Origin of the sequence: Geobacillus sp. ZGt-1 (assembly GCF_001026865.1) — a bacterium.
Lineage (GTDB): Bacteria > Bacillota > Bacilli > Bacillales > Anoxybacillaceae > Geobacillus > Geobacillus thermoleovorans.
In genome coordinates this window covers 95,770-109,351 of record NZ_LDPD01000026.1, presented here as the reverse complement: position 1 = coordinate 109,351, position 13,582 = coordinate 95,770, and the positions used below count along the sequence as shown (strand labels likewise).

Here is a 13,582-nt window from a genome sequence, read left to right as displayed (position 1 = left end):
ATTTCTTGTCGATCACTTGAAAAACGGTGGAAACATTGTGGAATTGGAAGGGATTCCTGGTTCCTCGGCCGCTCGTGAACGTGGAGAAGGATTTCACCAAATCATTGACAAAGCAGCCAATATGAAGGTCGTCGCCAAACAGGCGGCGGATTTTGACCGAGCTAAAGGATTGTCGGTCATGGAAAATATTTTGCAAAGCCATAAAGACATTCAAGCGGTCTTTGCCCATAATGACGAAATGGCCTTAGGAGCTTTAGAGGCCTTGCAAGCACATGGAATGAACAACGTCCTTGTGGTCGGATTCGATGCGACAGATGACGCAGTCAAAGCCGTGAAAGAAGGCAAAATGGCAGCCACGGTCGCACAAAAACCGGCATTAATTGGCGAAAAAGCTGTGGAAGCCGCCATTCGCGTTCACAAAGGGGAGAAAGTGGAAAAATTTATTCCGGTTCCGCTCGAATTGGTTCAAGGGCAATAACGCGTAATATTCTTTCGCGTGAACGAGATGTGCGCCGCAGAGGGAGCTCCCGTTGAGGCGACTGTTTGCACATCTCGTTTTTTTGTGGTTGTTTCAACGTTTGGAATCGTCAAGTGACATTTTAAGTTCGACAGGTTAAAGGACATTGCAGGCACATGAAAAAGGTCAAAATGCTGTTTGCCGAGTCACGCCAAACTTGGGGTGAAGAAGATAAGTTATACCAGAAAATGATTGTGCCCAAGAAGAAAAACAAAGAGGAGGGTTTCATGCGGACGTTTTGTGGCTGCGCAAAAAGGTGGACAGCTGGCTTTGTTCCTCCTGGTATTGTGGCGGTCATGTGATAATGAAACGACTTTTGGTCCATAATACAAGGGACGAAATGTAAAAAGAAAGGGACTCGCCATGCTTCGCGAACTCGACTGGATGACGTACATCATGATGATTTTGGCCAGCTATCGGTTTACCCACTTGATCGTCTTTGATAAGATCACGGAGTTTATTCGCAATCCGTTTATGAAAAAAGAGACAATCCAACACGAAGACGGGAGTACGGAAATCAAGAAAGTGCCGAAATCGAAATTCGGCTATTTGTTGAACTGTTACTGGTGCGCGGGCGTATGGAGCGCGATGTTGATCGCGCTTGGCTATTTTTTCATTCCGACTATCGCTATGCCGCTGATTTTCATTTTTTCGATTGCAGGGGCGCAAGCGATTTTGGAAACATTCGTCGGGGTGGGGACGAAGGCAATCGATCTTCTGTCAGCGGTGAAAAAGCGGATGGACTAAGGTGTGTCGGCGGCAGAGGGCGGGAAACATTTGCGGGCGTACGGCGGAAACATGCGGCACGCTCGCTTTTCTTGCTTTTGTCGATACATCATGGTTGACTTATATAATTATTTAATTATATACTGATTGACGGAAACCATTTCATTGGTCGGCGTGGCCGTTTCATGATGGATGTTCGTTTTTATATAAGCAAATCATGATATGATGATGAATGGAGGGGTGATATGCCGCAACTCGCAATGGAGATAGGAGCAGCCGCTCGGGTGTTGAAGCTGCTCGGCGATCCGACGCGGCTGACGATTTTGGCGATTTTGAATCAGCGGGAGTGCTGTGTGTGCGAGCTGCTTGAGGTGTTTTCGACCAGCCAGCCGGCGATCAGCCAGCATCTTCGCAAGTTGAAAGATGCCGGGCTGATCAAAGAAGAGCGGAGGGGGCAATGGGTGTATTATTCGCTCCGGCCGCAAAGCGAATACTACTCCCTGCTGCAAGCGGTGTTGTCGTACGTTCCGGATCAAGACGAAAACATTCGCAAAATCGAGACAGCGAATCCGACGGCCCGCTGCGGGTGCTGACTTTAAACAACGAGGTGAAGAACGGTGGATTGTTGTGAACCGAAGCGGTTGTCGTTTTTAGACCGCTTTTTGACGGTATGGATTTTTCTTGCGATGGCGGTCGGGATCGCAGTCGGAATTTGGGCTCCTGGGTTGGTGGATGGATTGAACCGCCTGCAAGTGGGGACAACGTCGATTCCGATTGCGATCGGCTTGATTTTGATGATGTATCCGCCGCTCGCGAAAGTGCGCTACGAAGAGATGGGGCGCGTGTTCAAAGATGTGAAGGTACTCGTCTTATCCCTCGTGCAAAACTGGGTGATCGGTCCCATTCTCATGTTTTTGTTGGCGGTCGTCTTTTTGCCTGACAAGCCGGAGTATATGATTGGTTTGATTTTAATCGGGCTCGCCCGCTGTATCGCCATGGTCATCGTCTGGAATGACTTGGCGCGCGGTGACACAGAGTACGCAGCGGGACTTGTCGCCTTCAATTCACTGTTTCAAGTATTGTTTTTCTCGCTATATGCGTACGTGTTTGTGACAGTCATTCCGGAATGGCTCGGGCTTAAGGGGGCGATTGTTGAGATCACGATGGCGGAAGTGGCGAAATCGGTGTTTATTTATTTGGGAATTCCGTTTTTCGCCGGCATGGCGACAAGGTTTACGCTTGTGAAAGTGAAAGGCCGGTCATGGTATGACACGGTATTCGTTCCGAAAATCAGCCCGCTGACGCTCGTTGCGCTTTTGTTCACGATCATCGTAATGTTTTCGCTCAAAGGCGATATGATCGTCAACTTGCCGTTTGATGTCGTCCGGATTGCCATTCCGTTGCTTCTTTATTTTGTTATCATGTTTTTTGTGTCGTTCTTTTTGGCGAGAAAATGGGGGGCTGGTTATCCGGTGTCGACGACGCTCGCGTTTACGGCGGGAAGCAACAACTTTGAGCTGGCCATTGCCGTCGCCATTGGGGTGTTTGGCATTCATTCGGGCGCGGCGTTTGCGGCGGTCATCGGTCCGCTTATTGAAGTGCCGGTGNTGCTCGCGCTTGTCAACGTCGCTTTAGCGTTTCAGCGAAAGTATTTTTCCTCTGCTGCTCCAGAATCAAAATAAAGGTGGGAATCAACGATGAAGAAAAAAATCATTTATTTCTTATGCACAGGCAACTCATGCCGCAGCCAAATGGCGGAAGGCTGGGCCAAACAACTGTTAGGCGATGAATGGGATGTGTACAGCGCCGGGATTGAAGCGCACGGGCTCAATCCGAATGCGGTCAAGGTGATGAAAGAAGTCGGCATCGATATTTCGAAGCAAACGTCTGATGTCATCGACCCGGACTTGCTGAACCGCGCTGATTTGGTCGTGACGCTGTGCGGCCATGCGGCCGACCATTGTCCGGTCACTCCGCCGCACGTGAAGCGCGTCCATTGGGGCTTTGACGATCCAGCGAAAGCGGAAGGGACAGAAGAGGAGAAGCTGGCGGTGTTCCGCCGCGTCCGCGATGAAATTGGCGCGCGCATCCGCCGGTTTGCCGAGACGGGTGAATAGGAACGGGGCGGCAAGGCGCAGAAACGGTCGCGCATAGGGTGCGCGGCAGTTGCTCATCGAAGTGCGGACGGAAACAGGGAAGTGGCTGAACGGACGAAAACCGCTCGGCGCGAAAAAGATGGTGAGAAGCCATCTTGTCGATCCATCGCACATTCTGACAGACGAAATGAGCACACCAATGAAGGCGGCGCCGCATCAGGTCCCTGGAAGGCTGGTGAAAAACAACCCTTAAATCACCAACCTTCTGGGAGAGAAACCGAATGGAGTTATTTCATCAGTTAGCTCGCCGAAACATAAAAATCAGCAAACAATCCGGTTTCGGGGAGCAATTACGACAACAGTGGGAAAAGGTGTTTGCCGGCCATTTGACTGCGGAAGAAAAACAACACATCCACCTTCATAATCGGAATGGAGTCAACGGCTACTTATGGCATGTGTTCAGCTATAAAATGAGAGACTGTTTAACGGAAGAAGAAGCGGAGACGGCGTTTGATCAAGAAGAGAAAACGTGCTGCTATCTTTTCTTTCAATATGGTGACGATGCGTTCAAAGTGGAGGACGCTTCCGTCTTGAAAGCCGCTGATCTGGCAGCGGAAAACGCCAAGATCGATCTATACGTGGTGGACAGCGAGTTCAACTGGACGTTTGTCATCACGCACGAAAGCGGATGGCTTGGCCCGTATTTTAGCAAAAGGTGACACCGTGGTTTCCAGTCAGGAGCTCGGTCCTCAGCTCCTTGGTTGGGTGCAAATACACGCTACTGGTTTTGCTTATCAACGGAATCCGATGAGGCAGAAAAAACGCCTGAAAAAAGAGTTCCAACCGGTCCGCGTACAGACTCGGTTGGAACGTTTCGTTTATCGCTCGTCGGCGGGAAAGAGGATGCCGGTTTGTCTTCGCGCTTCGTCCATGATTTCGATCGTCCAAAGCGAATGGCGGTGTGAGTTGATGGACGACTCCCGTTCCCTGCTTTCGATGAGACGGATAAACTCTTCCGCCTCGTAATACATCGGCGGTTTGTCCGCCCGTCGCGGTAGCGGATTTCCGCTTTGGTCGGCGTATGGATGGCGTCAATGATCATACTTCCTTCTTCTCCTTGGATTTCCGCCGGCAAGTAGGAATTGGCGATTTTCGAATAAAAGACGATCCCATCCATCCCCCCGTAGTCGAAGACGATTGTTCCTTCGCCGTCTACCCCCGATTCAAGCTTGAGGCTTTGTGCTTTGAGGCTCTTCGGCTTGCCAAACAGCACCACCATCGGGTACAGGCAGTAGACGCCGATATCCATCAATGCTCCGTTCGAAAAAGCCGGATTGAAGGCGTTGAGCACCGTTCCTTGCTTATAGGCGTCATAGCGCGATGAGTATTGGCAATAGTTCGCCACGTAGCGGCGGATGCGGCCGAGTTTCGGCAAGTGCTCGCGGATGGACCGGAATGTGGGAAGCAGTGTCGCTTTCATCGCTTCCATCAATACGACGCCGTTTCGCTCCGCCGCTTCGATCATCGCTTTGACTTCTCTCGCATTGGAGGCGAGCGGTTTTTCGCATAAGACGTGCTTGCCGTGATTCATGAGCAAAATCGCCTGCTCGGCATGAAGTGCGTTCGGGCTGGCGATATAGACGGCATCAATGCCGTCGCTTTCGGCCAGCTTTTGCAAGTCCGTGAACGTCCGCGGCGCCCCGACTTTGTCGGCAAACTGCTTTGCGGTCTCCTCGGTTCGCGAGTAGACGGCGGCGAGTTCGAAGGAATCGACGAGGCGCGCGGCGTCAAGAAATGCTTCGGTGATCCAGTTTGTGCCGATGGTTGCGAATCGAATCATGTTGTTTGGCCTCCTTCATTTGTATCGACCCCATTGTACCACAAATCAACGGAGAGGCTTCGTTTTGTCATCGTCATGGAGCAAGTGTGCTTTTCTCTCTAGTTTTCATACAGCTCGATCGGCAGCGCGTCCGGGTCTTGGAAGAAGGTGAACCGTTTTCCGGTCGCTTCATCAACGCGGACGGGTTCGGCATCGATGCCATGTTGGCGCAAGTAGGCAATGGCTTCATCGAGGTTGTCCACCGCCAAAGCAAGATGGCGCAGTCCGCACGCTTCCGGGTAGCTTGGGCGCTTCGGCGGGTTTTCAAAGGAAAATAGCTCAAGCTGAATGCCGCCATCAGCCTCCAAATCGAGTTTGTACGAACGGCGCTCAGCGCGGTATTGCTCCCGGATGGGGCGAAATCCGAGAATTTCTGTATAAAATCGTTTTGATCGTTCATAGTCCGAGCAAATCAAAGCGATATGGTGAATCGTGGCAAGACGCATATTGCTTCCTCCTCTTATAAGACGAGTGATGTATTGCAAAATACCATTGAACTTATTCATTCTTCTTAGAGAAACCTCGTACAATTAACTTTTTTTGAACCATTTCCGCTCATTGGTACGAGACAGCCATGTTTCACGTCCTTCCATGTTTTTCGGAAAACTGCCTACCCATCACTGAAATCAGCAGCGGTTGAGCCCGTTCTCGGTGTTTCGGTCAAATCGAACCAAGAATTGTTATTTTGCGATAATAGAAGGGGTTGTCGATGCTTGTCGAAGCGGGCGAAAAATGTCTGCTCTCCTTATATTGACAGTTTGACAATCTATAGACTATCATAAATCTTGTAGGTTGGAAAATTTAAAATATTCATTTGATATTTTGGTAGAAAAAACGAATGGTCACCACGTTTTTTGTAAGCGCTTAACTTCTATGTTTCCTCATGATCGCCGCACCATGGATGCTGCACCATTGTGTTTGTTTCCCATCACAGCATGAGAACAAGGGGAAGGGGATATGGCATGATCTACGAATTTAAATTGCCTGACATCGGCGAAGGGCTGCATGAAGCGGAAATCATCCGCTGGCTCATTCGCGAAGGGGATGTGGTCAAGGCCGATCAGCCGATCGCTGAAATTCAAACGGATAAGGCGATGGTGGAAATGACGACGCCGGTCGCTGGCAAAGTGGTGGCGCTTGCCGGGCCGGAAGGGGCGACGGTGAAGGTTGGAGAGCCGTTGATTGTCGTGGAAACCGAGGCGGCGGTGGCGGCCGAAGCGGCGCCGACTGACCATTTGGCTCAGGAGCCTGCGTCTGCTGTTCATATAGAAGCCCCGCGCCCAACGGTGGTGCGCAAGCGGGCGATTGCCGCGCCCTCGGTGCGCAAGCGGGCGCGGGAGTTGGGCGTTCCGATCGATGAAGTGGAAGGAACGGGCGAAGGCGGCCGGGTGACGCTCGCCGACTTGGAGCGATATGTCCGCGAGCGGGAAGCAGCCGTGGCGGTGGCAGAGCTACGTGAAAGGAGCGGGGCCGCGGTTTTGCCAGTTGGGGGCACGGCGATAGAGCAAAAGGCGGACAAAGCCGCATGGACGTCCATCGCCAGCACGGAGCTTGTGGTTCCAGAAGAAGAGCGCATCCCGCTTCGCGGCTTGCGCAAAAAAATCGCCGAAAAAATGGTGAAATCGGCGTACACGGCGCCGCATGTGACCGGGATGGACGAGGTGGACGTGACGAAGCTCGTCGAGATCCGCAAAAACCTGGCCAGCGAGCTGGCCAAGGAGCAGATCAAGCTGACGTATTTGCCGTTTATTATTAAAGCGGTGACAAGGGCGCTGAAGCAATATCCGATGTTTAACGCTTCGCTCGATGAAGAGACGAATGAAATCGTCTTGAAAAAACGCTATCACATCGGCATCGCGACGGCGACGAAAGCGGGGCTTGTCGTCCCTGTCATCCGCGACGCCGATCAAAAATCGATCCGCGAGCTCGCCATCGAAATCGCGGAACTGTCAGAAAAAGCGCACCGCCAGGCGCTTCGCCTTGAGGAGCTGCAAGGAAGCACGTTTACGATCACGAGCACCGGGGCGGGCGGGGGCTGGTTTGCGACGCCGATCATCAACTATCCGGAAGTGGCGATTTTCGGGGCTCATGCGATCAAACGGCGCCCGGTTGTCGTCGGCGATGAAATCGTCATCCGCGATATGATGGGGATGTCGCTCACCTTTGACCACCGCGTCATTGACGGCGAGCCGGCCGGGCGGTTTATGCGGACGGTGGCGCACTATTTGGAAAATCCGGAAGTGTTGCTCTTGGACGTGCGGTAGGCGGCGCTCGGTTAGGAGGACATGTCTTCGTGCTGGAAGAGAGCGAGCGCCAAAGAGAAGCAGCTGGGCCGTGATGAAAAAATGATGAGGAGGGAAGCCCATGTTTGACCCGGACAAATTGCCGGTCGAGATCGTGCGAATTCTCGATGAAAACGGAAATGGCGATGAGGAGAAGTTAGCGGCGTTTTCCGATGAATGGCTGCTTCGCGCCTATCGGGAAATGCGGCGGGCGCGCGTCATTGATGAGCGGCTTTTGCGCATGCAGCGGCAAGGGCGGATCGGGACGTATGCCCCGTTTAGCGGTCAAGAGGCGGCGCAAATCGGCAGCGCCCTTGCGCTTCGAAAAGACGACTGGATTTTCCCGAGCTACCGCGAAGTGGCGGTCTGCTTGATGCACGGCATGCCGCTTGAGCAGTTTTTCCATTATGTGCAGGGCCGCCTGTCGGGAAAGCGGATGCCGGAAGGATTGAACATTTTCCCAACGCAAATCATTATCGCGGCGCAGACGTTGCATGCGGTCGGCTGCGCGTGGGCGTCGAAATTGAAAGGCGAATCGCAAGTATCGGTTGCGTATTTTGGCGATGGCGCGACGTCAGAGGGCGATTTTCATGAAGCGATGAATTTTGCCGCGGTGTACAACGTGCCGGTCATCTTTTTCTGCCAAAACAACCAGTACGCCATTAGCGTCCCGTACCGGAAACAGACGGCAAGCCGGACGATCGCGCAAAAAGCGCTCGCTTACGGAATGAAAGGGGTGCTCGTTGACGGCAACGATGTGCTGGCGGTTTATGAAACGATGAAACAGGCGGTCGAAGCCGCCCGCCGCGGCGAGGGTCCTATGTTGATCGAGGCGCTCACCTATCGGCTTGGGCCGCACACGACGGCGGACGACCCGACGAAATACCGCCGGCCGGAAGAGGTGGAAGCATGGCGGACGAAAGATCCGCTTTACCGTCTGCGCGTGCTGCTTAAACGGCGCGGATTATGGACGGAAGCGCAAGAAGAAGCACTTGTCGCCCAAGTGAATGACGAAGTGACGGCGGCGTACGAGGCGGCCATCGCCAGCAAGTCCGGTTCGATTGTCGATGTATTCGATTACGTGTACAGCGAAGCGCCAACATTGCTTGCCGAGCAAAAAGAAGAAGTGATGCGGCGCAAACAACGGAGCGGGGTGAGATAAATGGCCGAGCTGACGATGATTGAAGCGATCAATGAAGCGATGCGCCAGGAGATGGAGCGCGATTCGCGCATCATCGTGCTTGGCGAGGATGTCGGCGAAAACGGCGGCGTTTTCCGGGCGACGGACGGGCTGCTTGAGCAATTTGGCGAGGGGCGTGTGTTTGATACGCCGCTTGCGGAATCGGGCATTATCGGCACGTCAATCGGTTTGGCGATCAATGGCATGCGGCCGATTGCCGAAATTCAGTTTCTCGGGTTTGTGTACCAGGCGATGGACCAGCTGGCGGCCCAGGCGGCGCGCATCCGCTTCCGCTCCGCCGGGAGGTTTTCGTGCCCCATCGTTGTGCGCAGCCCGTACGGCGGCGGGGTGCGGACGCCCGAATTGCATTCGGATGCGCTCGAGGCGCTGTTTGCCCATTCCCCAGGCTTAAAAGTGGTCATGCCGTCCAATCCTTACGATGCGAAAGGGCTATTGATTTCCGCCATTCGCGATGAAGACCCGGTTTTGTTTTTGGAGCCGATGAAGCTGTACCGGGCGTTTCGGATGGAGGTGCCGGAAGAACCGTACACGATTCCGCTCGGCCAAGCGCGGGTCGTCAAAGAAGGAGAAGATGTGACGATCCTCACGTGGGGGCCGACCGTACCGCTTGTCGCCAAACTGGCCGATGAGATGCGGACGAAAGGGGTCAATGCGGAGGTGATCGACCTTCGCTGCCTGCAGCCGCTTGATATCGACACCATCATCACTTCGGTGGAAAAAACGGGGCGGGTGATGATCGTCCATGAAGCGGTGAAAACAGGCGGGTTTGGCGCGGAAGTGGCGGCCTTGATCAGCGAGCGGGCGCTATTCGCCCTCTCGGCCCCCATCGTGCGCATCGCCGGCTACGACACGCCGTACCCGGTGCCGTCGGTCGAGGATGATTGGCTGCCGAATGCCGAGCGTATTGCGGAAGGGATTCACACGTTGCTGCGTTATTAGCGGATGGGCGGTACGTCCGCTGATCCCATCGATAAGGGGGAGAACGATGAACGTATACGAATCACTGCTTGAATTGATCGGCGACCGCGAGCGGGTGAGCATCAATGAAACGGTGCTCGCCCACCACAGCAAAGGCATCGCCTACCATGCGCCGCATGCGCCAGATGTCGTCGTGTTTCCGAAAACGGCGGAGGAAGTGAGCCGGGTGATGGCGTTTGCCAACGAGCACCGCATCCCTGTGACGCCGTTTGGCGCCGGCACGAGCTTGGAAGGGCATGTCATTCCAGTTGCGGGCGGCATCAGTTTGGATTTGACGTTGATGAACAACATCATCGACATTCGCCCGGACGATTTTCTCGCCATCGTCGAGCCGGGAGTGACGCGGTTGCAACTGAATGAGGCGCTGAAGCGATATGGGTTGTTTTTCCCGGTCGATCCGGGTGCGGACGCGACGATCGGCGGCATGGCGGCGACGAACGCGAGCGGCACGAACTGCGTGAAATACGGCGTCATGCGCGATCAAGTGCTCGGATTAGAGGTGGTGCTCGCTGACGGTTCGGTCATGCAAACGGGCAGCTTGGCGGTGAAATCGTCGGCCGGCTATGACTTGACCGGCTTGTTCGTTGGATCGGAAGGGACGCTTGGCGTGTTCACCCGTCTTATTGTCCGCCTGCATGGCATTCCGGAGGCGACAACGGCCATCAAAGTGTGCTTTCCGTCGCTTGAGGCGGCAGCGCAAGCGGCGTTTGCCGTGCTGAAAGCGGGCGTCGGTCCGGGGAAAATCGAGCTCGTTGACGAGGCGACGATCGCGGCGGTCAATGCGTACAAAAAAACCGATTATCCAGTGAAACCGACGCTGTTTATTGAACTGAGCGGCAGCCCGTCAAGCGTCGAGGACGGAACAAAGCTTGTCAACGAATTGTGCGAAGGGGAGGGCGCCGTTTCGTTTGTGGTCGAGACCGACTCGCTCGCCCGCGCGAAGCTTTGGGAAGCGCGCCACCATGCGGCGTTCGCCATTCAAGCCGCCTATCCAGGCAAGGCGATGCTCTCAACTGATGTGTGCGTGCCGCTGTCCGAGCTGCCGGGGGCGATCGCCGATACGCGCCGGCTTGTCAACGAGCAGAACATGACCGCCGCGATTTTCGGCCATGTCGGCGACGGCAATTACCATACGGTGCTTGCCTTTGACCCGAACGATGCGGATGAGATGGCGCGGATCGAACGCGTGCACGCCCATATCGTCCGCTATGCCTTATCGCGCGGCGGCACGTGCACAGGCGAGCACGGCATCGGCATCGGCAAACGGGCGTTTTTGCGTGAAGAAAAAGGAGACGCCGTGCTTTGGATGAAACGGTTGAAACAGCTGTTTGACCCGAACGGCATTCTCAATCCGGGGAAAATCTTTTTGCCGTAACGCTTCATCTGTATGGCGGCTCGATGGATTAGGTTGAATATTTCTCCCAAACATAAATGGGCTGAAGACGGGCCTTTATGGGGAAAAGGGTGCTCTCAATGGAACGGAGCACCTTTTTCTTCTTGTGTTTCTCTACAAGGATGGAGAGTGCCGTTGCTCGCATTTCATGGAACGTCCTCACGGTTGCTTTTTGCATACTGCGCGCTTGCTTTTCTTATCCTTTTTGTAACAGTTTGTTACTCCGAAGAAACAATTGTTTTTCACGTTCGTCTCGTTACAAAAAGCCGCCGCGCCCTTTACTTTTTTCGCCAAACACGGTTTATTGGTGATAGAATGATTCATCGACGTTGTTGTGAGAAAGGAGACGATCTGAATGGAGCATCGCCATCTGAAACCGTTTCCGCCCGGGTTTTTATGGGGTGCAGCATCAGCTGCGTATCAAGTCGAAGGGGCGTGGAACGAAGATGGAAAAGGATTATCGGTATGGGATGTGTTTGCCAAACAGCCGGGCCGAACGTTTAAGGGAACAAATGGTATCAGCGTGTTATTGCGACGAACGGTGCCGAGCTGTAGCTTTGTCACCGCCCGCTCGGCCCGCGGTCAGTCTGCGTCGGCAGCAACCGGTACATTTCCTTCGCGAGCCGCTCAAGCAAATAAACGACCGGCAGTTGTGTTGTCACATCCGTCTGTCCCATCCGCTCGGCGGTGGCATAATACGTCAAGTTGTAGTCCGAGATGTTCGCGAGTGTGCAATGTTTCCGGTTGGTGATGCTGATGATCGTGCTGCCGTTTTCCTTGAACCGGTGCACTTGGGCGAGCGTATATGACGTCTCTCCAGACACCGACAAGGCGATCACGGCGCAGTTGTGGAAATAATGGCCGTAAATCGGAAAAAACGGGTCCTTGATGTAGACGGAAAACTTTTGAAAGGCAGAAAAATAGCGCGATCCGTATTCAGCCAAAATGCCGGAGCTGCCGGAGCCGACAAAAATCACGTGATCCGCCCGGGCGATCGCGGCTGCCGCATCCAGAATGGTCCGCTCGTAATCGGCGGTCAGCGTCCGTTCGAAAAATTCCTTAAGCGCCTCTTGACTGCTGATGATCGCGGTTCGCTTTGTCTCGCGCAAATACAGCTTCCATTTCGTTTTAAATTCACTGAACCCTTCGCATCCGACCTTTTTGCAAAAGCGGAGCACGGTCGGCGGCGAGACATGGACGGCCTCGGCGAGCTCGCGAATGCGCATGTACGCGACTTCATGAGGATGTTTCATCACATAGTCGTAAATGGCGTAGTCGAGCTCGGAGAACTGGGCGATTTGTTCAGGAGTGAACATCGGGACACCTCGCTTTCATGGGACGGAACGTGCGATAGCTGGGAAAGGATGGCGCTTCCAAGCCCACTGGTTGATTCCTACATTGATTATACCATGCCCAACAGGGCGAAAGGGGAAGAGGAGTATGGATAAACGATTGAAAATGGCGACGATCGGCGGCGGGTCGAGCTACACGCCGGAATTGGTCGAAGGGTTGATCAAGCGTTATCATGAATTGCCGGTCGGGGAATTGTGGCTTGTCGATATTCCGGAAGGCAAAGAAAAACTCGAAATCGTTGGCGCACTGGCCAAACGGATGGTCGAAAAAGCCGGTGTGCCCATTGAGATTCATTTGACACTAGACCGCCGCCGGGCCTTGGAAGGAGCAGACTTTGTTACGACGCAATTTCGTGTCGGCGGCCTAGAGGCACGGGCGAAAGACGAGCGCATCCCGCTCAAATACGGGGTGATCGGCCAGGAGACAAACGGCCCGGGCGGATTGTTTAAGGGATTGCGGACGATTCCGGTCATTTTGGACATCATTCGCGATATGGAAGAGCTTTGCCCCGATGCATGGCTGATCAACTTCACGAACCCGGCTGGGATGGTGACAGAAGCCGTTTTGCGCTACACGAAACAGGAAAAAGTGGTCGGGTTGTGCAACGTGCCGATCGGCATGCGCATGGGCGTCGCCAAGCTGCTTGGCGTTGATGCCGACCGCGTGCACATTGATTTTGCCGGCTTGAACCATATGGTGTTTGGCTTGCACGTCTATCTGGACGGCGTCGAGGTGACCGAAAAGGTGATTGATCTCGTCGCCCATCCAGACCGCTCCGGTGTGACGATGAAAAACATCGTTGACCTTGGCTGGGAGCCGGATTTCTTAAAAGGGTTGAAGGTGCTGCCTTGCCCGTACCACCGGTATTACTACCAAACAGACAAAATGCTCGCCGAGGAGCTGGAGGCGGCGAAAACGAAAGGGACGCGCGCCGAGGTTGTGCAGCAGCTCGAAAAAGAGCTGTTCGAGCTGTACAAAGACCCGAACTTGGCCATCAAGCCGCCGCAGCTCGAACAGCGTGGTGGGGCGTACTACAGCGACGCCGCGTGCAGCTTGATCAGCTCCATTTACAACGACAAGCGCGACATTCAGCCGGTCAACACGAGAAACAACGGCGCCATTGCGAGCATCCCTCCGGAATCGGCGGTGGAGGTAAA

General features: G+C 54.1%; 14 protein-coding genes and 3 pseudogenes. 14 read left to right on the top strand and 3 right to left on the bottom strand.

Annotated elements, in window-relative coordinates:
• The 8 genes and pseudogenes from VU18_RS20650 to VU18_RS14085 form a co-directional block, all read left to right on the top strand.
• The coding region (locus tag VU18_RS20650; protein WP_047758356.1) for a substrate-binding domain-containing protein at positions 1-478 on the top strand (478 nt) is incomplete at its 5' end.
• Between the two features lie 155 nt (positions 479-633).
• Positions 634-819 carry a hypothetical protein gene (locus VU18_RS14115; protein ID WP_014196885.1) on the top strand — a complete coding sequence of 62 codons (186 nt, stop codon included), beginning with the start codon at positions 634-636 and terminating at the stop codon, positions 817-819.
• A 61-nt stretch (positions 820-880) separates the two neighbouring features.
• Positions 881-1,264, top strand: coding sequence for a DUF1360 domain-containing protein (locus VU18_RS14110; protein WP_047758330.1), 384 nt, complete (start codon positions 881-883; stop codon positions 1,262-1,264).
• Positions 1,265-1,488: 224 nt separating this feature from the next.
• On the top strand, positions 1,489-1,836 hold the full coding sequence (locus tag VU18_RS14105) for a metalloregulator ArsR/SmtB family transcription factor (protein WP_047758329.1): 348 nt from the start codon (positions 1,489-1,491) through the stop codon (positions 1,834-1,836).
• A gap of 24 nt (positions 1,837-1,860) precedes the next feature.
• A pseudogene (gene arsB, locus VU18_RS14100) lies at positions 1,861-2,850 on the top strand (ACR3 family arsenite efflux transporter); the annotation flags it as partial.
• Between the two features lie 90 nt (positions 2,851-2,940).
• Positions 2,941-3,360, top strand: coding sequence for an arsenate reductase (thioredoxin) (arsC, locus tag VU18_RS14095; RefSeq protein ID WP_014196881.1), 420 nt, complete (start codon positions 2,941-2,943; stop codon positions 3,358-3,360).
• Positions 3,361-3,409: 49 nt separating this feature from the next.
• The gene (locus VU18_RS14090; RefSeq protein WP_047758327.1) at positions 3,410-3,592 is read left to right on the top strand and encodes a hypothetical protein; all 183 of its coding nucleotides are present in this window, start codon (positions 3,410-3,412) and stop codon (positions 3,590-3,592) included.
• 28 nt (positions 3,593-3,620) lie between these two features.
• On the top strand, positions 3,621-4,058 hold the full coding sequence (locus VU18_RS14085; RefSeq protein WP_025038923.1) for a DUF4275 family protein: 438 nt from the start codon (positions 3,621-3,623) through the stop codon (positions 4,056-4,058).
• A 159-nt stretch (positions 4,059-4,217) separates the two neighbouring features.
• On the opposite strand, the pseudogene VU18_RS14080 reads toward VU18_RS14085, so the two are convergent.
• Positions 4,218-5,179 (bottom strand): annotated as a pseudogene (locus VU18_RS14080) (Gfo/Idh/MocA family protein).
• 98 nt (positions 5,180-5,277) lie between these two features.
• Positions 5,278-5,664, bottom strand: a complete 387-nt coding sequence (locus tag VU18_RS14075) for a VOC family protein (protein WP_047758326.1) — start codon at positions 5,662-5,664, stop codon at positions 5,278-5,280.
• Positions 5,665-6,180: 516 nt separating this feature from the next.
• On the opposite strand from VU18_RS14075, the gene VU18_RS14070 reads away from it, so the two are divergent.
• From VU18_RS14070 to VU18_RS17615, 5 genes and pseudogenes are all read left to right on the top strand, one after another.
• Entirely contained in the window at positions 6,181-7,482 is a 1,302-nt protein-coding gene (locus tag VU18_RS14070) for a dihydrolipoamide acetyltransferase family protein (RefSeq protein WP_047758325.1), read from the top strand.
• Between the two features lie 100 nt (positions 7,483-7,582).
• Complete coding sequence (gene pdhA, locus VU18_RS14065) at positions 7,583-8,662, top strand: pyruvate dehydrogenase (acetyl-transferring) E1 component subunit alpha (RefSeq protein WP_021322689.1); 1,080 nt, start codon at positions 7,583-7,585, stop codon at positions 8,660-8,662.
• Complete coding sequence (locus tag VU18_RS14060) at positions 8,663-9,640, top strand: alpha-ketoacid dehydrogenase subunit beta (protein WP_047758324.1); 978 nt, start codon at positions 8,663-8,665, stop codon at positions 9,638-9,640.
• Positions 9,641-9,686: 46 nt separating this feature from the next.
• Positions 9,687-11,054 (top strand): FAD-binding oxidoreductase, encoded by a 1,368-nt coding sequence (locus VU18_RS14055; RefSeq protein ID WP_014196872.1) that lies wholly within the window; start codon positions 9,687-9,689, stop codon positions 11,052-11,054.
• A 373-nt stretch (positions 11,055-11,427) separates the two neighbouring features.
• A pseudogene (locus VU18_RS17615) lies at positions 11,428-11,589 on the top strand (family 1 glycosylhydrolase); the annotation flags it as partial.
• Between the two features lie 43 nt (positions 11,590-11,632).
• On the opposite strand, the gene VU18_RS14050 reads toward VU18_RS17615, so the two are convergent.
• Positions 11,633-12,388, bottom strand: a complete 756-nt coding sequence (locus VU18_RS14050) for a MurR/RpiR family transcriptional regulator (protein ID WP_011232683.1) — start codon at positions 12,386-12,388, stop codon at positions 11,633-11,635.
• A gap of 124 nt (positions 12,389-12,512) precedes the next feature.
• Here VU18_RS14050 and VU18_RS14045 point away from each other — a divergent pair.
• The coding region (locus tag VU18_RS14045) for a 6-phospho-beta-glucosidase (RefSeq protein WP_047758323.1) at positions 12,513-13,582 on the top strand (1,070 nt) is incomplete at its 3' end.

Bases quoted from the DNA above. Each gene is read 5' to 3' on its own strand.
- VU18_RS14115 (WP_014196885.1), top strand. From the start codon at position 634: ATGAAAAAGGTCAAAATGCTGTTTGCCGAGTCACGCCAAACTTGGGGT.
- VU18_RS14110 (WP_047758330.1), top strand. From the start codon at position 881: ATGCTTCGCGAACTCGACTGGATGACGTACATCATGATGATTTTGGCC.
- VU18_RS14105 (WP_047758329.1), top strand. From the start codon at position 1,489: ATGCCGCAACTCGCAATGGAGATAGGAGCAGCCGCTCGGGTGTTGAAG.
- arsC (WP_014196881.1), top strand. From the start codon at position 2,941: ATGAAGAAAAAAATCATTTATTTCTTATGCACAGGCAACTCATGCCGC.
- VU18_RS14085 (WP_025038923.1), top strand. From the start codon at position 3,621: ATGGAGTTATTTCATCAGTTAGCTCGCCGAAACATAAAAATCAGCAAA.
- VU18_RS14075 (WP_047758326.1), bottom strand. From the start codon at position 5,664: ATGCGTCTTGCCACGATTCACCATATCGCTTTGATTTGCTCGGACTAT.
- VU18_RS14070 (WP_047758325.1), top strand. From the start codon at position 6,181: ATGATCTACGAATTTAAATTGCCTGACATCGGCGAAGGGCTGCATGAA.
- pdhA (WP_021322689.1), top strand. From the start codon at position 7,583: ATGTTTGACCCGGACAAATTGCCGGTCGAGATCGTGCGAATTCTCGAT.
- VU18_RS14060 (WP_047758324.1), top strand. From the start codon at position 8,663: ATGGCCGAGCTGACGATGATTGAAGCGATCAATGAAGCGATGCGCCAG.
- VU18_RS14055 (WP_014196872.1), top strand. From the start codon at position 9,687: ATGAACGTATACGAATCACTGCTTGAATTGATCGGCGACCGCGAGCGG.
- VU18_RS14050 (WP_011232683.1), bottom strand. From the start codon at position 12,388: ATGTTCACTCCTGAACAAATCGCCCAGTTCTCCGAGCTCGACTACGCC.